Raw genomic sequence first — 20,304 nt, 5'->3', positions numbered from 1 at the left:
TTTAAATTTATGCACTGTCACTTCCATTAATTCCCTTAAGTCCTTCACTTGTCCGGTCAGTTTTATATTAGACCCATTCACCTTGTCCTATTAGAAGTTTACAGGGGCAGTTTAAAGGATAATAGTAAGGGGGAGACCATATTTAGGAGGAGATTTGTTCATGTCACATGAGAATTATTCATCTGTTATCCAAATATTAAATGATTGTATGACCGCCTGTAATCATTGTTATGACGCATGCTTAAAAGAAGATCATGTAAACATGATGGTGGAGTGCATTCGCTTGGATCGGGAATGTGCGGATATTTGCTCTAACTTAGAACAGGCGATAGGAAGAGGTACACCGTTTATTTCAGAGTTGGCTGCAGTTTGTGCCAAGATTTGTGAAAGCTGCGGAAACGAATGTAAAAAACACGATCATGAACATTGCCAAAAATGTGCTGAGGCATGCTTTAGATGTGCAGAAGAATGCAGAAATATAGCCGCTTGATGTAAGGGATAGCACTAAGCTATTCCTTTTATTTATACTTTTCCCCTTACCTACCCATCACTTTGTTAACCATATTTAAGGATGATGAAATAATCTATATATTCTAGCGAGGTATATGTTAAAATTTTTTAATATTAATAAATACTTTAAAAATGAAAATTGTAAAAATACGAAAAATACATATTGAAAACCGCCATTTTAGGCACACTAGTATTAAAAACAGGAGGATGTTATGACACCTCGTAATGTTCCGGCTAAAGATGATTTAGAAGTGAAAGATACCCCCTCTTCACCTGATAAGGAAAGTGAAGTAGCCAAACTCAATCGATTATTAGGTGCGGTCATGCGATATTTATCGGATGATGAGCAAGAAGAAATTGATATAGAGTATCTTCTCGAAAACACCGAAGGGCTGCGGGATTGGTGGAGTGAATATAGGGAGCTTGATCGAAAACGGGTCGAAGAAGAAATAAAAAGTTCCCTGACAGCTCTATCCCTTGAAGAACTTGAAAACATCCGTGAACAAATCCGCACAAAGGAATAATAAAAAAAATCCCTGCACTGGGATTTAAGCAAATGATGCAAGGATTTTTTTATTTTCTTCCGTATACAATGAAAAATCATTCCGTTCATGCGGCACCAGAAATCATTTGATTCAAAGACCACTCAATGAACGTAGTTCTAGTTGGTCGATCATGGAATCAACTAATGCATTCAATGGATTTAAAACTGTCATTCCTGTCTGAAGTTCATATCTCTTTGCTGCTTCGACCATTGATAGTTGAGCCACCGACAGCGGTCTATTTTCGTTATTAAACCGGTATAGGAAGTACAAAATTTCCTGGTTATACCTCTCTCCCAATCCCTGCATAATGAATTCAAAGGCATTGTCGATGATGATAACTTCAAAATCCACAGCCCCATATTTTTCAGCATGGGCATTTAAACGTTTGACTGTTCCTTCAACAGTGGCAGGGTTCGTGAATAATATTATCTGCGGTTGCTGCAATTGGAAAATTCGCTCAAAATATGGTTCATCGATTTTAATGATAGGCATGGGTATGGATAGCTGTTCTTCGTTTAAAAAGGAGATATAGTTTGTACAGGTTATCAGAATGGCATCCACTTTACATTCGGCAATCCATTCGACTTGTTGTTTAACCCTTTTTTGAGCATCCGAATTCTTAAAATTTTCATCCGTTGAAACCTGTTGCATCAATCCCGGATCTACAAAATGGAGCCATTCAATATCGAATTTCGAGAATGCGTTTTCTATGTATTGTATATTTGTATAGTGCGCATGCAAGCAGCCTATCTTTTTTTTCATATATCTCCCGCTTTCTACAGGTATTATTCTGATTATTCTAACACATAAAGCAGCATTACACTGACCGCCATCGGCAAAAACGACGATTAGCCATAGTCCTCCTGACATCATCGGGAGTTAAAAGACTGCTTCGTAGTGACAGGATGCTCAGTTGGTATGAATCCGGCTCTTGAGCATATATTTATCAAGCGATAGCAAGGAATAACATCAGGAAAATGGAACTTCAGTAATCGATTGACTTCTCGATTCAAGTAAAGCATCTGTTTTAGAATAAAAAAATCATCAAAAAGAAAGGCTGTTTTCGCATACTTTGTTGCTATTTCCAAGTAGTGCGGTGTGGTTGATTTCCCCTCCAGATGCTCGCTTTCCGCGGGGCGGGCGGTGAGCCTCCTCGGCGTAAACGCCTGTGGGGTCTCACATGTCCCGCTGCTCCCGCAGGAGTCTCGCACTTCCGCTCCAATCAACCTTAAATCGTTTCGTTTTAAAAACAACAATCTTTACGAAAAGAGCCAAAAGAAAAAAACAAACCGTGATCGTCAGATAAAAATCATTATATTGGAGAGTGTTCACCATTCTTTATTTAATTACGATTCTTTTCCCTCCATTAGCCGTATTTTTAGCCGGTAAACCCATCCAGGCTGTGTTTAATCTGATCCTCACGCTATTTTTTTATGTCCCTGGTTTAATTCATGCAATCTTAGTGGTGCATGATAAAAAAGCTGATAAACGAATGAAGCTGCAAGCAGCACTCATTGCTAAATCGAAACAAACGACAAAGTGATTTATACAACCGCTAATAACCCGAATGCCGACACCATTGTGCGCTTTATTCGGGTTATTTATCAAAATAATTCGGTTAATTGTATCTGTGCGTCTTCCTAAGCCCTCTATGATAACAAGCATCACATATATGAAAACGTGAGTCATCCGGAAGCCTTTTTCCGCATCGCTTGCATTTTTTTTGATAATTCAACATTTCGTCTTTTAACTGATCGTGAACGCCATCACTGATTTCTTCACGGATACGCTCCCAATAAACAGCTTCCGTCCGCTTACCCATCCGATATAAAAATAGTAGATGAAGACCTATCGCTTTATAAGATAGCTCCAATTCCTCCAGATTTCTAGTCTTGATGATCGGTTCAGGAAGGTCACTGTTCTCGGCAATCGCTTCGACCGTTTCCAGCCACTGTCTGATCAAACTAGGTTCTTTTGCCGAAAAAGGAATATGCAGGAAACCATATAAATCCATTAAAGAAAATCGCGCTTCGATTTCAGTATCCCGAATCAGTTCGTAAAGCTCCCTTTCTTCCGATAGAGATGCCTTTTTCGTGCCTTTAGGAGGCTCAAACCTCTCCCACATTTCGAAAAATGTCCCTAGGTTCCGGTAATATTTTTGAAAACGTTCAAACACAGCTGAGGTTGGGGCGATAGTGAAGGTTTGAACTGGTTCATCTACCTGTTCCAGCAACTTATTCATGATTTTGATCTCTGCTGTAAATGCTACCTTTCCTGTGTCATAAATTCCTTTTCTACCCGCTCGGCCTGCGATTTGTTTGATTTCTTGAGAAGTCAATCTTCTTCTCCGTGTCCCGTCGAATTTTTCATTTTCAAGAAAGACGATGCGGCGTATAGGCAAGTTCAATCCCATACCAATCGCATCGGTGGCAACGACAACTGATGTTTCACCACGATTGAATAACTCTATTTGCCGTTTTCTATTTTCAGGAGGCATACTGCCGTAAATCATGCTGACATTATGTCCACTCTCTTTTAACCGGGACGCGGTTTCCAGTACCTGCCTTCTCGAAAAACAAATGAGGGCATCCCCTTTTTTTGTATACTTCAGTCCAAACTCCCTTTGTTCTACTTCAAGCGGTATTTCCCGTCTGTATTCGTGGAGTTCTAAATCAGCTTCATTCAGAAGGTTCAGAAGCATCATTTTGATATTATTGCTCCCGATTATGTGTACTTCTTTCGCATTTGCTTGCGTGATTGCCCTGAACCATGAAAAGCCTCGATCTTTATCGGCAATCATTTGGGCCTCATCTATGACGATTACTTCATGGTAGTCTTTCTCATGAAACATTTCAACGGTGCTGGAGACATGTTTCGCTCCCTCAACTGCCTTTTCTTCTTCACCGGTTTTTAATGAACAAGGTACACCGTCCGCATTTAATTTATCAAATACCTCAAGAGCCAACAGTCTTAGGGGAGCTAGATACAAACCGCTTTCCGCTTCTTTCATTTTCTCCAGGGCCTTATGCGTCTTCCCGGTATTGGTTTCTCCGATATGCAAAACATATCTTACTTTTTTTCCTAATGATGGAGTATAGGCCTTACCGATGATGTCATCGATCATCCTTTGCTCTTCTGCGCGCTTCTTGGCTTGCTCTGCCAATACTTCAGCTTTTCTTCTCTCTCTGTTCTCCACGTCTTTTTCGTATATTTCCTCGTGTAATGTTTCATTAAAAGGAATTCCTTCAAGCTTCAGTAAATCAGAAAGGTATTCTTCCTGAAGTTCATCAAAACAGGATTGAGACAAATCAGCCAATTCATCGCTTAGTATACCTTGAAGGGCATCGACCGTCAGCCTTTCCCCATATGACTCAAAAAAATCATGATGCAGTGCAGCAGATAGATGTTGCAAGTATTTGTCAGGGGCTAATTTCATTATGAAATCCGAAACTAATCTTTCATACCTGTAGAAGTAATTTTCATATTCGTAACGGTTCCTTCCCCAACCGATTAATGAGTGAATATCGCCTGTCAGCTCTTCAAAAAAATCAGTGACCATTAGGTATTCGGCAGCTTGAAAGCCCCCCTCTTCAACCAATTGTTCTTCAAGCAAGTATGGATCGACATATTGGAATTTAGGCTTATTCTTAAGATCTTTTGTCAAAATTCCAGCAATGTAATACCTGACATGTAAATATATAAGAAGTGAGTTACTTTCGAAAAAGCTATTGGCCTCTTCTTGCAGTCTTGCGCGTATCTTCCAGCGCTGCTTGGCAAGCCGCTGTTCTTCTTGTCGCCTAAAGAATTTTTCCCTTGCATTTTTATATCTCTTCTCCCAATCTTCTTGATTATCAGCAAAGGTTTTTTTAATCCACGTTAAGCCATCAAACGGTCGATACTTCTTTAATTCGTTCCGGAACATGCTATTGATCAGCTTATGATCTGAACCTTCCGTTACAAATCCCCTTTCGCTTAAAAACGCCTTTTTTTCCTTTCTGGGCACATCGTTTGATGCTTTATTTAGCCAAACATTTATCCAAATTTGCTCAATAAAAGTCGTCCTATCTGATATATAAGCTGAATAAGACGGCATCGTCTCTTGATTCTCTAAATAAAAATCCATATCCTGGATTATTTTTTCCTTTGTATTCTCTATAGCAATAGGATATATACTTTCTAATTTTCCCATAATGATCCCCTTTTGAATTATCCAATATGTAATTGCTTCCTTTTATCCTCCCCAAATTTTTTTTATAAATGAGCGCGATACATTCGTTTTATCCTTTCATGTGCTCCGTTATCTTGAGAAGGTGCAGAAATGCCCAGTTGCTTTACTTTCAAACGCTCCAGGGTAAATAAATAACAAGTATGCACATCAAAGGTACTCTCCCCGTTTCATTTACAGTATAATGCATGATGAATAGACTGATCATTGACTTAGACTTTATGGGTGATATGATCCCCTCCCTGAAATCCAGAAACGGATACAGAAATTTAGCTAATTGATAATCCGGAGACTGAAAATTTAATGATATAAAAAAAATGCCGAAAATAAAGTAAAGGTCAATTTTTAAGTTTCCCGTTTATATTTTTCATCGATAAAACGAATCCAACCCCTTAATTGAGTTTAGTGGAAATCCGGACAACTGTCACGATATTCAGATTCCGCTTTTGTGTCTTGTCGTTCAATATGAGAAATAACATCCGGAAATCTGAAAAGACTATAGATAAAAGAGGAGCCTGAGAATGATTCAGCAAGATATCAACTATTATAAAAATTTCGATTCCATCGCTAAAGAGGTATTAGCACTATTAGCTCAAACCATTGAGGTCAATACATTCTTCCTTTCTTTATTGAATCCCATCCAGAGTTTTACAATTAAATCCTTCAATAGAAATGCAAAGTTAATTTGTGAAGGTGACATCTTTCCTTATAATATGGTTTATTGCAAATTAGTTGTTGAGAATGGCTTGGAACCACTCGTTATCCCGAATTTGAGGGAACATGAATTGACTAGTGGCCACCCTGCAACGAAGTTTATAGGGAATGGGTGTTTTATGGGGGCTCCCCTAATAAATGAGGGTGAAATCATTGGGACATTATGTGCATTCGACATTAAACCTCATGTTTTTAAAGAATATGATCTGATACTCATTAGGTCTTTGGCAGCTTTGATTAGTCATACCATACTTATTGAAAAAGGGATTATCAGGGATCCTTTGTCAGGTCTATATAATCGGCACTTCATTGATAATTATTTCGATTATCATAAAGATAAAACAAACGATGAACTGGCCCTTCTTTACATCGATCTTGATCATTTTAAATTTTTCAATGATTCCTTTGGTCATGATGCTGGTGACGACGTTATTAAAAAGGCAGCGGAATGTTTTTTGCAAACCGTCCCCGAAGGCAGTCATGTGGCTCGAATCGGAGGTGATGAATTCATTGTATTATTACATCCATCGCATTGTGAAGATTTAATGAAAAACACTCAGCAAAACGCTGAATCATTACTGAACCATTTATCCACCATGCCCATTCACATTAATGGAAATGATCATTTTGTATCAGCTAGCATAGGGATAAGTTTTTATCCTCATAATGGTACGGAAATGGGATCACTTTTGAAAAAAGCGGACCGTTCCATGTATATGGCTAAAGAGTCTGGACGTAAAAAAATTCAATACTTCCACCAGCAGTGATACTCTGAAAAATAAAAAAACCAGTTCTCCTTGGAGACTGGCTTTCTTTTACCTTAAAAAAATCCAACGTTTAGCTTTCAGCCTTTGCAAAAGCTTGAGCAGATCAGCATTTCCCTTATGTATCCGTTTCTCGGATGGTGAAGCGGAGGGGACCGGGATGTTAACTCTCTCGGGTTTTTTGTTCATATTCTGAAAGACCCTTCCTATTCTTTGATTTTGAATAGTATATGCGGGTTCTCCATTAAATATCATAAGGAAAGGAAAAACCCCTTCCCTTCTTATAAAACATTTTTTAATCGGCTGAAGCGTGCAGCTTTTTCCTTTTGTTTCAGGATTATGCGTTCGTTCTGTTTCATCACTTTTTTTGTGTGGGGACTTAAACCTACATCAGGTATTTTCACCTGTGGTTTGATTACGGCAACTGACACGTCATTGCCGGCTTTATCATAAATGCTCATTTATCCTTCACCACCTGGTTTTTGTTTTATGACCATATCGAACATCATGATTAATAATGCTATTAATAAACAATCGACTTCTGAAACGAAGCTTTCTGATTTAACGTCAAGGATATAAGGTTCCATCAATATGCTTACAGGCTGCAAAGCCATTTTTTCTTCATCATTATAATACGTATCTTCTCTTTCCAATGTAGCACGAATGGTACTGCCATTCAAGTTCGGATGCCCAGTTATCACCAATTGCTTGTCCTGTTCCGTCTTGAAAGGAAGGATTTTCACGTTCATCCCTTCCTTTGCTGCATATGCTTGCAGGAGAATGCTCAAATAAGCCAAATATTCCTTATTCGTTTGATAATACTCAGGTATTCCTTCTTTTTTTAGGAGATGAAACATATTCTTGACTTTTTCCCTATTATCCGTTAAAAGTTTGTCACTTTCCGCAACGGCTTTTGTTGCATAGGATAGCTCGTTATCGCCAATCTTGGATATATACATGCTCAAGAACACAAACATATCAATCAGGATGAATACGATTGCCATAATCAAGAAATTTTTCCACTCATTAAAAATGCTCATCGGATAGAAATTCCAATAAATCAATGCACCCAGTATAAAAATGATATACCAGGTTTTTCGAATCGCTTCAATCCTTTTACTTACCTTGTCTTTATATTTCCAAGAAAGAATGACATAGGCTAATAAAGCAATAAATACTACCCATACAAAGACTCTGAAAAACATTAACAATCGATTTATCACCCTACCCTTCGGCTGCTACATTCCTTATACCGCTCTCTATACTATTCATTATATATACCTCTATTCCCTGCCTAAGATGGGTGAAACTTAAACACTTGTCAGAATTTTTCACTTGAGAAAAAACACTCCTCCCAATGTGGGGTTTACAGTTAAGGAATCATATGTTGCACCATCCATCGCCCTTGTCTCGGAATGGTTTATCTTTATCATTTTTCTAGTGGGACATCATAGTAAATAACCTAATAAATTTTGTGCTATGATATGTTTTAATAAAAGGTCAGATTAATATGGGAGGCAGCTATCATGATGAAAATTATTAAGATCCTCATTTCTTCTTTTATAATATTGTTACTTTTCCTAAACCTCTATCCTCCACTTGGAAGACGGACAACCAAAGAAAAAGTGAGAAGTTTCACTACAAAAGAGAATTTTGTCAAGGGAAAATTCCAAAATCAGATTCCTGCCAGTCAAGCGATGAGTCTTAAACATACTGGTTCCATTTTACGTGATTTCATTAAACCTAATCCAAAAAGAAGGCCCGACCGCCCGATCGTAATTGGAACAAAACAACCTGCATCTGTAAATTCCAATAAAATCACCTGGTTTGGTCATTCTGCATTCATGTTGGAGTTAGATGGGAAAACCATTTTAGTGGATCCCATGTTTGGAAAAGCACCCACTCCCTTTCCTTGGTTTGGAAATAAGCGCTTTAGCGGGGAGCTGCCTATCGATTTGGATATGCTGCCTCCTATCGATGCCGTCCTCCTCTCACATGATCACTATGATCACTTGGATTATTTCTCAATAAAGAAATTAAAAGATAAGGTCAGTCAGTTCATTGTCCCACTTGGTGTCGGTGGACATCTTGAAAGATGGGGCGTTAAACAGGAACTGATTCAGGAACATAATTGGTGGGATGAAGTTTCATTCAAGGATTTGCAATTTGTTTGTACGCCTGCAAGGCATTTTTCTGGTAGAAGTTTACGTGATGGCAATACGACACTCTGGAGTTCTTGGGTAATCACTGGAAAACAAGAAAAGGTATTTTTCAGTGGAGATAGTGGATATGGCAGCCATTTTAAAGAAATCGGCGAAAAATACGGACCTTTTGATATAACTTTAATGGAATGCGGCCAATATGATGAACGTTGGTCAACCATCCATATGGTTCCAGAAGAAACTGTTCAAGCACATATCGATGTAAAAGGAAAACGGTTGATCCCCATTCATTGGGCTGGTTTCACATTGTCTTTTCATGACTGGACAGATCCGATAGAACGGGTAACAAAAGCGGCCAATGATCTTGGTGTCCAGGTCAGCACACCTCAAATAGGCGAACCGGTAGAGATTGGTTCAACAGATTTCCCTCAAACAAGATGGTGGATATGAAAAGACGCCATTCAGTTTGTATAAAAAAAGGGAGTCGGTAAACGTTTCTTCATCAAATGATGTTCCCGAACCAACTGACCCAAAGCACTATCTTTAAAACCTAAAGTTCTTTTCTATTTAAAGAAAGGGTATACCTATGTTTTATCGGAGCGGGTGTGCAAGACTCCTGCATAGAAAAGGGCGTCCAAGTGAGGGCCCCCGCGTAAAGCGAATGCCTGGAGCGGAAATCAACGACTAAATTGTACAAGCGATAAAAAAAACTGTAGACAACCCGATTTTCAGTTTGTCTACAGTCTGAATGGTCCATCCCTAATGGGACGGACCATTTTCATTCACATTTTCCCTTCATTATATTCCAGATTCACTTTTATTGAAGGCTCTTTCTTCACACTAAAATAATTCGTGCCTATTACACCTAAAATGATTAGTATCGACCCCAAAATATCGTAGATGGTCATCTTTTCATTTAGAATGAGAGCTCCTGCCGTTATCGTGACAACTGTGGAGAAATTAGCAAACACACTCATTTGGGACGCTTTGATTTTAGATAAAATCGTATTGGATAATAACGAAGTGACCAACGAAGCCAATATTCCCAAATACAAAATGGAACTGATGAATTCCATGCTCGACCATGGTGTAAAGAATTCCGCCATCGATCCTTGTTTTAAGTGTGTCAAGAGCGAAGCCACGTTAAATATGACAAAGCCTGTTCCCATCATGAAAAAGGACATTTCACCTGGTGTATGGTCCTTGGCAAGTGAACGGGTCATCGTTGTGTAACAGGCAGTCGCAATGCAGGATAGCAAAATCAACAGCATCCCAAGCATGTCGGAAAAATCGATCGTGCTCCCTTTCATCACAAAAATAAAAATGACACCAATCACCGACAAAACAATCGAAAGCTTTTGATATAAAGAGGTTTTCTCTTTCAGGAAATATCCAGCTATCACCAATGTTAGAATTGGGGTGACGGCAGACAGAATTCCAGCATCGGTGGATTGCGAATATTTAAGTCCAAAAGTTTGAAAGGCAAAGAAAAAAGTTGGGAACAACAAGGATAGCGGGATCAGGTTTTTAACCGAGCCCCAGGAATAGTTCACCTTAATGACTTTAACCGCGACCAGGAATAAAATGATGACAAAAGAAACCGTGAATCGGAAAGCCAAAGTATCAAGCGGATTCGATTCTGCAATCGCCATTTTCGTAAATAAAAAAGATAGGCCGACAATACTTGAATGAAATAGCGCTAACATGTATGCAAATGTTCGGGATTTCATGGCTGCAACTCCTCAACTAGATTACTATATTCCTATTTAGGTATAGTACCCTTTGCATCTGTTTTGCAATCCAAGTTAGAGTTGAAAAATCCAGGTCTTTTTTGGGATATTTTACGTATTTGAAATGTTAAAAAACAACAAGGTGGTGTTTACATGTTAAAGCCTCTTTTGTTGGTTTCATTTGTTGTACACAGGAGAAAAATGGATACCCGTTTATCATGATTAACAATACACCCATTTTTCATATAGCTTGAAATTATACTGAGGGATATGGATGCATTTTGTGCAATTCAAGTAAAAGCCTATTACAATAATGTATGGTTGAATTAAATCTGAATGCATCATATCGTAAGAAAATATAATTATTAATCGACAATGACAGAGTTTTTTGAATAGGCTTCTTCTACTTCAATGCTTTTGTAGGCAATCGGTTCTTCAAAAGTGGTCTGAGCTTTCTGTTTTCTTTTCAAATACATACTAATTGAATAAGTAACTGTGAAGTTGATCAATAAAGCAATTAAGCCAATATTAATATTCAAGAAATTCACCTGTGCTAAATGCATACATATGGCGAACAGATCCCCTGCAATTAGGCCTGCTGCAATACCTGCAGGTCTTATGGATCGGAAAAAGAAAATCGATAATAGTCCAGGCAGGAATTGCCCAAATCCATAATATGCTGTATTAATCAAATTCAGCATCAAGCTTGGCGCCAACAATGTTAACCCCATCGAACACAACAGATAGAGAAGAACAATAATTTGGACCCATTTTCTCTGAGATTTTTCAGGAACATTACTTAATAAATTCCTGGAAACTAGACCTCCAACTGCCAAACTAGTTACAGCAAGTACTAAAATACCTGAAAGAGCTGCCCCAGCAGCTACCAAACCGACTGCCCAAGGAGGAAGGATGCTTGTAACCGTTGCCATGAAGGCATGGTTGGGATTTTCTAAATTAGGTATTGAAACAAGAGCAAAATATGAAGCTAGTATGAGAAAAGGATACATCAACATGTACAATGGCATGAATCTTTGAGTTCGCTTAATCGTTCCTTCTGACTTACTAGTAAATACGACAGAAACGATGATCGGCATGCAATAGAAGGCTAATGATTGAAAAAATATGGTGGTCATACTAAAAACGACATCTTCTGATTTGTCTATCGTAACCATCGCCCCATGTTGCTTCGCCAAATTGAATAGGTTTGATACTCCATTAATTTCTTTTATAACCACTAACCCAGTGATTATGATCGCTAGAAGCATAATTATATCTTTAAGGATAGAAATGAGTGCTGGAGCTTTCACACCAGAAATCGATATATAAATAAATGCTAAACACCCTGAAACAATGACTGACAGTGTTGGGGATAAATTAAAACCTAGGGCATCAAGCGCAACGACGAGTCCCTCAAATTGCAACTGTCCCCAAGGGATCATGAAGAGCAATGCTGAAATTGCCACTACTAGTTCCAACCCTCTATGGGAGTAATGCCCTTTGAATATATCCGGAAGAGTCATTGCTCCATACCTTTTCCCAGCTCTCCACATTAAAGGGGCCATATAATATCCAATGGGGTAAGCAAGAAGTATATAACCTAGAAACCAGATGCCATATCCCGGACCTTTGGCGTATATTCCTCCAGGAAATCCAATCATCGTTCCTATACTATATATTTCACCTACTGCGAGGAAGAATAGCAATATTCCACTGAATGATCTGCCTCCTACCAAATATTCCTCAACACCAATTTTCCCTCTTCCACCTCGACTGTTCAATGCGATTCCTATTGATAAAAGTATAATAGATCCAAACACAATCGCCGCCATTATCCATTCCTCCTTATCTACCCCATCTTTTCATTTTTATATTGATGACGATCATAAATATGCCAAGATATACAAAGACAAAGGGTAGTTAGTGGAAACCACATAAACACCCAAAAATAAAGGATGGGTATTCCCAGTACACTAAAATCAAGTTTCGCAATAAAAGGGACGATGCCGATAATGGAAATAAACGGAATTATTACACCTATGAATATACCAGCTAATTTTCGGCGAGGCATAATTCTCTCCACCTTTCCTTAGATTTTTAAGTATGCGATTTCCTATCACATACTTTGCTAAGTGGGAAGTATTTTTTAACGACTTAGGTTCAACATATTAAACTCCAATCCTTTTGGTAAACAACTTGACCATCCACAATGGTGGCAAGTACCGGAATATCCTTAATTTCTAATGGGTCGACCTTCAATGGATCTTCTGAAAGAATAACAAAGTCCGCTTTCTTTCCAATTTCAATACTTCCGGTATCCTTTTCATCAAAATTAAGTTCGGCACCCCATATCGTCATTGACCTCAGTGCACTTTCTACGTCTATCCCTTGTTCAGCTCCTAATACTTCCCCTCCCATTGTAATGCGATTAACTGCAGCCCAAACTGAAAATAATGGTGAGATGGGTGTTACTGGACAGTCGGAATGCAAAGTAAATAGTAAGTTATTTTGAAGCGCGTCTCTTAAGGGGTTCATTACGTTGGCTCTTTCAGGTCCAAGAAACATTTTTTTATGCCTATCCCCCCAATAATAAACGTGATTAATGAAAAATGAACCTGCTACGCCAAGCTTTTTCATTCGTTCTAAATCGTATTTAGTCACGGTTTGCAAATGTTCAATTCGATAGCGGTGATCCTCGCGTGGATTTTTTTTCAATGCGAATTCATAAGCATCTAAAATGGAGCCAATGGCCCTGTCTCCATTTCCATGTGTCGTTATGCGAAAACCCCTTTTATTTAAATCAAGAACTTCTTCATTGAATTCTTTTTGATCATGTATTAATTCACCGGAAACTTTAGGGTTACAATGGTATGTATGCCGTAATGCTGCTGTTAATCCTTGAATTGACCCATCTTGAAACAACTTAGCGCTATCCAGACGGGCACGACCATATGATTTTTCAATAATCTCCATATTGAGTTCACTAGCTGTATATTTTCCTAATTCATTTCCTTCCCGTAGGAGATTGTGCATGACCATTAATTGCATACGCAATGGATTTTTTCTTTCTGCCATTGCCTGAAGATGTGCTTCCAGTTCAACTATGCCCATATTCAACCCTACACCGGCATCAGTATTTGTAGTGATGCCTTTTTCTAAGTAATCCTTCGAGCCTTCGCTTAATAGTGAAACCAATAAATCCAAAGACGGTGCCGGGATCTTCGTTTCCACCAAATTCATGGCAGGCAGCTCATATAAAATACCATTCAGTCGCCCTGAACGATCCCGGCCTAGATGTCCACCAGGAGGGTCCAAAACAGTTTCATCAATACCTGCAATTTTAAGAGCTGCAGAGTTTACCACACCGAAGTGTGCGGAAACATGCCTGATAAAAACGGGATGTTCTGGTACGACTGCATCCAATTCAGCCCGGGTTGGATGCCTTTGTTCTTTTAAAAGAGTATCATCATACCCAAAACCTAAAATCCAATTCTCTTTTTCAGTTTGATTAGCCATAGAAAGAATGCGGGCTTGTATATCTTCAATATTTTGATTAAGGGGTGAGCTGCAGTTTGCTTGTTTTCGAAACTGGGAATACATCAATAAATGGTTGTGGGTGTCGATAAAGCCAGGAAGCAATGTTGCGCCTTTTAAATTGATAACTTGTGTCCGGTTGGAATATTCAATGGACGCGCGAGAAGGTTCCAATTCAGTCCAGATTCCGATGATGATTCCATTACTTACTGCTACAGAACCTCCAATACGACTTTTTTTATCTAATGTCAAAACGTTTGCGTTCGTTATCAAGAGATCCACATGAACCATAAAAATGCCTCCTTTAAAGAGCTATTTAGAATTAATAGAGATAAAAGAAGTAACATTAAAGTGTTAAATTTTCTCTTGTCTCTTTCGATAATAGTTTATAACCCACTCATCAGTAATCACGCGAATACACCCTTCCACTATAGGTAATAACCTTTCCGCTATTTCATTTCCTCCTTCTTTTATATTGAATTTATTTTTACGACATTGACAATAACTCATCATAACGTCAGTACCACTTCTTAGTGAATGATACACATAACGTTATAAAAAGTCAATGAAAAGTCAGAATATTCAGCCATATATATTTTAATAGATCCTACTTAAACGTTTATCAATAATTTTTTAACTTCTATCTTAAAAAATATAGAAGGTCACTAGAACTGCACAAACTCCTTCATAACTATGCGTCTTTAATGAAGAAACAAGATGTAGCTCCAATAATAACTTTCATTATGTTAGAACTTTGTTGAAGCATGATCATTTACAGGACATATATGATAAAATTTCAACGAGGAAGCGAGGTATATATAGATGTTGGTTACTACTTTAATTTTCATTATGGCTGGCCTAGCGGAAATTGGTGGCGGTTACCTAATTTGGCTCTGGTTAAGAGAAGGTAAATCCATTTACCTGGGTTTAGCCGGTGGTTTCGGATTGGTGCTATACGGCATCATTGCAACTTTCCAAACGTTCCCTACCTTTGGACGTGTCTATGCTGCATATGGCGGGGTTTTCATTGTTTTATCGGTTTTATGGGGATGGGGCATCGATAAGAAGACCCCTGATTTATATGATTGGATTGGTGCTGGAATCTGTTTGGTAGGGGTTTCAGTCATTATTTGGGGCCCTAGACACTAAATAAATTAAAGGGCATAAGGCCCTTTAAGTTCTGTTTTCGCATACTTTGTTGCTATTTACCAAGTAAGCGGTGTGGTTGATTTCCCCTCCAGATGCTCGCTTTCCGCGGGGCGGGCGGTGAGCCTCCTCGGCGTAAACGCCTGTGGGGTCTCACCTGTCCCGCTGCTCCCGCAGGAGTCGCGCACCTGCGCTCCAATCAACCGTAAATCGTTTATTTTTAAAAACAACAATCTTTACGAAAAGAGCCAATTTCTATTACCAAATTCTCCACTTGCAATGATTCAGCATTGGTGTACTTTATATCAATTTCTTTTCCTGCCTGATTGCAGTCATGTTGCTGAAATTATCCTGAATGAACCAAATCGCCGCTGCCGCAATGATGCATGGTATGGCAAAGGCTAAAAAATTGACTTGCAATGACAACTTCATATCAAGCAGGATCCCGCAGAAAGTAGGAGCGAGTATTCCGCCAATTCTGCCGATGCCCAATGCCCAGCCGACACCTGTAGAACGGATTTCATTCGGATAATACTGGGATACATATGCATTCGTTACGATTTGTGTACCTGTTGTCGTACCTCCTGCAATGGCAATCAGTATATAAAGCATGATCATGCTTGGCTTGAAGCTCAGCATCGTGAGCGTAATGAATCCAATGACCAAAAAAGTTACCAGAATCCTCTTGGAACCATATCTGTCTGCAAGCTTCCCTCCAATGATTGCTCCAAATACTGCTCCGAGGTTCAATACGACTAAGAATGTCAGGCTTGAACCTAATTCGTATCCTGCCCCTCCCATGATCTTTGGAAGCCATGTACTCAAACCATACATTACAAACAAACACATGAAAAATGCAATCCAGAACATGAGGGTGCTTAAAGTCCTCCCATTTTTGAACAACTGTTTAACTGGAAACCCTTTCATTTCACTTTTGAGTTGCTCCTGCAGGACATAATCGTCATTTATTGTGTATTGCCCGTCTACATTCACTTGATTCAGGACATCCACCAATTTGCTTTTTTTGTTTTTTGTCAATAAATAATTTATCGACTCTGGCAACAATTTATATAATATGGGCATGAAGATTAATGGGAGTGCCCCGAGCCAAACCACTGCCCGCCAACCAAAGTTCGGAATCAGATACATCGCTCCCATTGATGCGACAACTCCCCCTAGAGCGTGCCCGCTGAACATGATCGCGACCAGGGTACTTCTAAGTTTTTTAGGAGCATATTCAGTAATGATTGCTATTAGGTTCGGCATGACTCCTCCCAGGCCTAGTCCTGCAATGAAACGCTGTAATCCAAAAGAAGTTGGCTCATCAGCAAAACCTGATGTAAATGTAAATACGGAAAAAATGACCGTACAAAACAAAATGACTTTCTTTCTGCCGAATTTATCAGCCAGCGGTCCAAAGACCAACGCTCCTATCATCATTCCAAACAATGCATAGCTGCTGAATAACCCTGCCTCTACAGCAGTTATCCTCCACTCCGCCATCAAAGCTGGGAGTATCGTCCCAAGCATGAACATATCATACCCGTCACAGATGATGATAAAGATACAACATAATAAAATCTGAAAATGAAAGCGGTTAAATTTTTGTTCATCAATCATTTCAGGCACTTGGATCGTGCGCATTTCCTTCCCCTCTTTCTGCTTTTCCTTTTGACATAGTCCTAAGAATGTTCCTTTTTTTGGTTGAACCTACATTTCATGACACATGATAATGTTGTTACAAAGAAATTTATACATATATAGAACTAAGTTCACTATATATTAACTTAATTTTTAGAATATTGTCAATAATCAAAGTCATTTAGCCATATTAATCAACAAAAAAAGCCCTCTTTGATAAGAGGGCTTTTAACGAGTATAGGATTATGCGTCCAAGGCTTCTTTACGCTTTCTTTTCCTTGATTCTGTTATAAGATCATAACCAAGATAAAGGATGATGGCTCCGCCTAATAATTTAACATATAACGGAATGTCCGCTACAAAGAAATAAATCATAGAGAATAATGTCCCTATAATGCTTAACCAAAAAATTACATGTTTTAAAATTTTCAAAGTAAGACTCCTCACAAAAGATGAGATTATTTTTTCTAGTTCGCTCCATTTAAGGAGGAATTAATTATCCGTACCATCATTCTAACATTTATTCTTTATCTATAAGAGTGACTCGTATTGCGAAATTATGAACATTTAAGCAACTTTTCTCAAGAATTGGTCAAGCCAAACAATTCCCGGAAAATCTTTCCGCTAATTCTTTTCAATTTTCCCTTTTCATATAGATCCATTACTACGTCAAAAAAGGCCAATAAAACAAATATGCATGAAATGATTGCGGAGGTATCCCTGCAATGCATTTCATGCATTTAATTTTACAAGATGTTCATTTTATTGGACTCTACCACCATTTCTTCAGTTGGTTCCGAATGGTCATGTTTATAATAAGCCATTTTCGCTGGAACGAATGATAAAGCAACGGCGGCAATGAGACCCGGAATAGCAAAGGCGATGAAATTCATTTGGATGGGCAGCGAGATGGATAATAGGAATCCGCCGAGTATTGGTCCGAGCATACCGCCGATCCTTCCGATTCCAGATGCGACCCCTAATGCCGTAGATCTAATATTTGGTGGATAGTACTGGGAAACATAGGCTTGTACAAGATTTTGGGCACCAATGGTACAGGCTCCTGCAACCGCTACCAAAGTGTAGATCACAAAGGAGCTTCCGCCCATTCCCAATAGGGTCAAACTGACTGCCCCAAGCGCATACATCGGCACAAGCATTTTCTTGGATCCATAACGATCACATAGTTTAGCGATAATAAGTGTGCCAACGATTGCGCCCCCTTGAAGAACGATCAAGAAACCTAAGCTTGAATTCAGCGCATACCCTGCCTCGATCATTAACTTTGGTAGCCATGTATTCAATCCATATACCATCAATAGGCACATGAAAAAGGCGATCCAGAACATCAGTGTGCTTAGTGCACGGGAATCCTTGAATAATCCAATAATCGGCATATTCGTATCTGTTTTTTTCACTTCCTCAATTTCGTCCTTGATGTCGAATTTACTCTCCGGACTGACCTTGGATAAAATCCTGATCAATTCTTCTTTTCTGCCAATTCTGATCAGATGCGTCGATGCCTCTGGTAAACGCTTCATCATGAAGGGTAAAAATAACAATGGTATTCCTGCAAACCAGAATATTGATTCCCAGCCTAGTGAAGGCATAAGCAAGATACCCAGTATCGGGGCAAGCATCCCCCCGAATGAGTAACCGCACAAAACGATTGAAACGACCATGCTCCGCATCGTTTTCGGTGCATAATCCGTCAATAAGGCAATGACGTTCGGCATGATTCCCCCTAGCCCTAATCCGGCTAGAAATCGGAAAGTCGAAAACATGGTAGGCGTGTTCGCAAATCCACATAATAGTGTAAATAAACTAAATAAAATCAGAGAAACAGCGATTACATTTTTTCTGCCAATCCGATCTGCTAATGTACCAAAGAAAATGGCCCCGAACATCATTCCAAATAGTCCATAGCTCCCCATGGCCCCCGCTTCCACGGAAGAAAGGTTCCACTCCTCCGTCAATACCGGGACGACCGTACCGTAAACGACGAGGTCATAGCCATCAAAAAGGATAATGATAAAACACCATGCCAGCAATCCAAAATGAAAGCGATTGAACTTACTGTTGCTAATTACCTCGGTCGTATTAATTTTAGCCATAAAATTTTCTCCTCTCTAGGCGACTCCTGTACTACCATCCAAATGATAGCGCTTACGTAATCCTTTTGAAAAAATCGACTCACCATCATTTTATACAAATAGTGAACCGAGTTATCTAATTATTATTATAAATGTTAATTATCTGATATTTCAATAAAAAGTTTTATATATTTTTCATAAATATCTTAAAAATTTTTCTGATGCTATCGTTATATACAAAGTTATTCCAAAAATAAGTAAAAACAACAAAAAACCAGTCCCTTATCGGAACTGGTTTCTAATTATAAAAGTAGTAAGCCGCAATTGCCGTATTCAAGTAAGAAAGTTTTAAACCACCACTCCTCAAAGTGGGTGTTTGCAGAAACAATCCTGTTGTCCAAGTCAGTGACGAGGCATAACATTCCTGTTTCGATGTAAAACTCCCTATTACAGCTTAAAGGTTAAAACTTAATTATCATTACGAACAACGCAGCTTGTATAGTTATAATACCGAAATATCTTCAATCTTGCAAGTTTAATCATTCCCAAACAACAAAAAAATTTCATGTTACACATTAAGCAGACGGAGCCTATTTGTCATGCCCAAACGGCAAAATTAATGGCTGCACTCTGATTTCTCATACTGTCCCCCCTACTTTCATTGCCATCTTATTTGAAATAGCATACTTGGGTAAGTAAATATTTTTAGATAGAATGTGCAAGATAAAAATGGGACAGAATTGAAAGTGTTGGTCTTGCTAAGATCATCGGATATTGAACTCTATAATATATCCTAAATATCATTTGCAAATACATGGAAGGAGTCTATAATATTAACTAACAGACTTGATTGGAGTGACTAGTTATGCTTTCAAACATTGGTTTTCCCGGTTTGATTTTAATCCTTCTTTTAGCTTTAATTGTTTTTGGACCGAACAAGCTACCTCAAATCGGTAGGGCAGTCGGCACCTCACTTAGGGAGTTTAAGGATGCAACCAAGGGAATAACGGAAGAAATACAAGAGGAATTCAAGGATGACGTACAAGCTGCAAAAAAAGAATCGATAAAATGAAAAAGACGCCTGCACGCAGCAGGCGTCTTTGATGCGTTTGTGGCGCAGAACCGTCAGGCCACATCCCGACGTTTAGCTAAAAGCATGTTCTACGACTTACACAAATTAGCTCATCGCTTTATTAATATAACATTAAACTTATTTTATATCAAGTGATTTATTGAGCAG

18 protein-coding genes and 1 other RNA gene are annotated in these 20,304 nt (G+C 38.8%); 7 read left to right on the top strand and 12 right to left on the bottom strand.

What is annotated here, in order from left to right:
• Positions 1-160: 160 nt before the first annotated feature.
• On the top strand, positions 161-490 hold the full coding sequence (locus tag BW986_RS17335) for a four-helix bundle copper-binding protein (protein WP_076369122.1): 330 nt from the start codon (positions 161-163) through the stop codon (positions 488-490).
• A 232-nt stretch (positions 491-722) separates the two neighbouring features.
• Positions 723-1,034, top strand: a complete 312-nt coding sequence (locus BW986_RS17330) for a hypothetical protein (protein ID WP_142244672.1) — start codon at positions 723-725, stop codon at positions 1,032-1,034.
• 111 nt (positions 1,035-1,145) lie between these two features.
• Here the strand turns inward: BW986_RS17330 and BW986_RS17325 are convergent, their stop codons facing one another.
• Positions 1,146-1,817 (bottom strand): hypothetical protein, encoded by a 672-nt coding sequence (locus BW986_RS17325; RefSeq protein WP_076369121.1) that lies wholly within the window; start codon positions 1,815-1,817, stop codon positions 1,146-1,148.
• Between the two features lie 571 nt (positions 1,818-2,388).
• Here BW986_RS17325 and BW986_RS17315 point away from each other — a divergent pair.
• Positions 2,389-2,598, top strand: coding sequence for a YqaE/Pmp3 family membrane protein (locus tag BW986_RS17315; RefSeq protein WP_076369880.1), 210 nt, complete (start codon positions 2,389-2,391; stop codon positions 2,596-2,598).
• Between the two features lie 75 nt (positions 2,599-2,673).
• On the opposite strand, the gene BW986_RS17310 is transcribed toward BW986_RS17315, so the two are convergent.
• On the bottom strand, positions 2,674-5,244 hold the full coding sequence (locus BW986_RS17310; protein ID WP_076369119.1) for a helicase-related protein: 2,571 nt from the start codon (positions 5,242-5,244) through the stop codon (positions 2,674-2,676).
• A 557-nt stretch (positions 5,245-5,801) separates the two neighbouring features.
• Between BW986_RS17310 and BW986_RS17305 the strand changes: the two genes are divergently transcribed.
• Complete coding sequence (locus BW986_RS17305) at positions 5,802-6,761, top strand: sensor domain-containing diguanylate cyclase (protein WP_076369118.1); 960 nt, start codon at positions 5,802-5,804, stop codon at positions 6,759-6,761.
• 278 nt (positions 6,762-7,039) lie between these two features.
• Here the strand turns inward: BW986_RS17305 and BW986_RS17295 are convergent, their stop codons facing one another.
• Together BW986_RS17295 and BW986_RS17290 are read right to left on the bottom strand one after the other, a co-directional pair.
• Complete coding sequence (locus BW986_RS17295; protein ID WP_076369116.1) at positions 7,040-7,219, bottom strand: hypothetical protein; 180 nt, start codon at positions 7,217-7,219, stop codon at positions 7,040-7,042.
• Positions 7,220-7,963, bottom strand: coding sequence for a type II toxin-antitoxin system SpoIISA family toxin (locus BW986_RS17290; RefSeq protein WP_260320903.1), 744 nt, complete (start codon positions 7,961-7,963; stop codon positions 7,220-7,222). It lies immediately after the preceding gene.
• 321 nt (positions 7,964-8,284) lie between these two features.
• Here BW986_RS17290 and BW986_RS17285 point away from each other — a divergent pair, with 321 nt between their 5' ends.
• A complete protein-coding gene (locus BW986_RS17285; protein ID WP_260320886.1) occupies positions 8,285-9,370 on the top strand; it encodes an MBL fold metallo-hydrolase in 1,086 nt (361 codons plus the stop codon).
• Positions 9,371-9,702: 332 nt separating this feature from the next.
• Here the strand turns inward: BW986_RS17285 and BW986_RS17280 are convergent, their stop codons facing one another.
• From BW986_RS17280 to BW986_RS17265, 4 genes are all read right to left on the bottom strand, one after another.
• Positions 9,703-10,650 carry a DMT family transporter gene (locus BW986_RS17280; protein WP_076369114.1) on the bottom strand — a complete coding sequence of 316 codons (948 nt, stop codon included), beginning with the start codon at positions 10,648-10,650 and terminating at the stop codon, positions 9,703-9,705.
• A gap of 365 nt (positions 10,651-11,015) precedes the next feature.
• Positions 11,016-12,482, bottom strand: a complete 1,467-nt coding sequence (locus tag BW986_RS17275) for a sodium:solute symporter family protein (protein ID WP_076369113.1) — start codon at positions 12,480-12,482, stop codon at positions 11,016-11,018.
• A 17-nt stretch (positions 12,483-12,499) separates the two neighbouring features.
• A complete protein-coding gene (locus tag BW986_RS17270) occupies positions 12,500-12,721 on the bottom strand; it encodes a DUF3311 domain-containing protein (protein WP_076369112.1) in 222 nt (73 codons plus the stop codon).
• Between the two features lie 89 nt (positions 12,722-12,810).
• A complete protein-coding gene (locus tag BW986_RS17265) occupies positions 12,811-14,475 on the bottom strand; it encodes an amidohydrolase (RefSeq protein WP_076369111.1) in 1,665 nt (554 codons plus the stop codon).
• 531 nt (positions 14,476-15,006) lie between these two features.
• Here BW986_RS17265 and BW986_RS17260 point away from each other — a divergent pair.
• Positions 15,007-15,333, top strand: coding sequence for a YnfA family protein (locus BW986_RS17260; protein ID WP_076369110.1), 327 nt, complete (start codon positions 15,007-15,009; stop codon positions 15,331-15,333).
• 297 nt (positions 15,334-15,630) lie between these two features.
• Here the strand turns inward: BW986_RS17260 and BW986_RS17255 are convergent, their stop codons facing one another.
• The 4 genes from BW986_RS17255 to ssrS all read right to left on the bottom strand — a co-directional run bounded on the left by BW986_RS17255 (position 15,631) and on the right by ssrS (position 19,563).
• Positions 15,631-16,974, bottom strand: a complete 1,344-nt coding sequence (locus BW986_RS17255; protein WP_076369109.1) for an MFS transporter — start codon at positions 16,972-16,974, stop codon at positions 15,631-15,633.
• 240 nt (positions 16,975-17,214) lie between these two features.
• Positions 17,215-17,403 (bottom strand): hypothetical protein, encoded by a 189-nt coding sequence (locus tag BW986_RS17250; RefSeq protein WP_063233876.1) that lies wholly within the window; start codon positions 17,401-17,403, stop codon positions 17,215-17,217.
• Positions 17,404-17,717: 314 nt separating this feature from the next.
• Positions 17,718-19,085, bottom strand: coding sequence for an MFS transporter (locus BW986_RS17240; RefSeq protein ID WP_076369107.1), 1,368 nt, complete (start codon positions 19,083-19,085; stop codon positions 17,718-17,720).
• Positions 19,086-19,375: 290 nt separating this feature from the next.
• Positions 19,376-19,563: non-coding RNA, 6S RNA (gene ssrS, locus BW986_RS17235), on the bottom strand.
• A 366-nt stretch (positions 19,564-19,929) separates the two neighbouring features.
• Here ssrS and tatA point away from each other — a divergent pair.
• A complete protein-coding gene (gene tatA, locus BW986_RS17230; RefSeq protein ID WP_048686086.1) occupies positions 19,930-20,136 on the top strand; it encodes a twin-arginine translocase TatA/TatE family subunit in 207 nt (68 codons plus the stop codon).
• The last annotated feature ends 168 nt before the right edge of the window (positions 20,137-20,304 follow it).

The organism is Peribacillus simplex (assembly GCF_900156045.1).
GTDB classification, from domain to species: domain Bacteria; phylum Bacillota; class Bacilli; order Bacillales; family DSM-1321; genus Peribacillus; species Peribacillus simplex_D.
This window is presented reverse-complemented; position numbering and strand designations above follow the sequence as displayed.

Excerpts from the sequence above, each read along its gene's own strand:
- tatA (WP_048686086.1), top strand. The coding sequence starts at position 19,930 with ATGCTTTCAAACATTGGTTTTCCCGGTTTGATTTTAATCCTTCTTTTA.
- BW986_RS17310 (WP_076369119.1), bottom strand. The coding sequence starts at position 5,244 with ATGGGAAAATTAGAAAGTATATATCCTATTGCTATAGAGAATACAAAG.
- BW986_RS17280 (WP_076369114.1), bottom strand. The coding sequence starts at position 10,650 with ATGAAATCCCGAACATTTGCATACATGTTAGCGCTATTTCATTCAAGT.
- BW986_RS17275 (WP_076369113.1), bottom strand. The coding sequence starts at position 12,482 with ATGGCGGCGATTGTGTTTGGATCTATTATACTTTTATCAATAGGAATC.
- BW986_RS17285 (WP_260320886.1), top strand. The coding sequence starts at position 8,285 with ATGATGAAAATTATTAAGATCCTCATTTCTTCTTTTATAATATTGTTA.
- BW986_RS17255 (WP_076369109.1), bottom strand. The coding sequence starts at position 16,974 with ATGCGCACGATCCAAGTGCCTGAAATGATTGATGAACAAAAATTTAAC.
- BW986_RS17240 (WP_076369107.1), bottom strand. The coding sequence starts at position 19,085 with ATGGCTAAAATTAATACGACCGAGGTAATTAGCAACAGTAAGTTCAAT.
- BW986_RS17305 (WP_076369118.1), top strand. The coding sequence starts at position 5,802 with ATGATTCAGCAAGATATCAACTATTATAAAAATTTCGATTCCATCGCT.
- BW986_RS17330 (WP_142244672.1), top strand. The coding sequence starts at position 723 with ATGACACCTCGTAATGTTCCGGCTAAAGATGATTTAGAAGTGAAAGAT.
- BW986_RS17260 (WP_076369110.1), top strand. The coding sequence starts at position 15,007 with ATGTTGGTTACTACTTTAATTTTCATTATGGCTGGCCTAGCGGAAATT.
- BW986_RS17295 (WP_076369116.1), bottom strand. The coding sequence starts at position 7,219 with ATGAGCATTTATGATAAAGCCGGCAATGACGTGTCAGTTGCCGTAATC.
- BW986_RS17290 (WP_260320903.1), bottom strand. The coding sequence starts at position 7,963 with ATGTTTTTCAGAGTCTTTGTATGGGTAGTATTTATTGCTTTATTAGCC.
- BW986_RS17270 (WP_076369112.1), bottom strand. The coding sequence starts at position 12,721 with ATGCCTCGCCGAAAATTAGCTGGTATATTCATAGGTGTAATAATTCCG.
- BW986_RS17265 (WP_076369111.1), bottom strand. The coding sequence starts at position 14,475 with ATGGTTCATGTGGATCTCTTGATAACGAACGCAAACGTTTTGACATTA.
- BW986_RS17335 (WP_076369122.1), top strand. The coding sequence starts at position 161 with ATGTCACATGAGAATTATTCATCTGTTATCCAAATATTAAATGATTGT.
- BW986_RS17325 (WP_076369121.1), bottom strand. The coding sequence starts at position 1,817 with ATGAAAAAAAAGATAGGCTGCTTGCATGCGCACTATACAAATATACAA.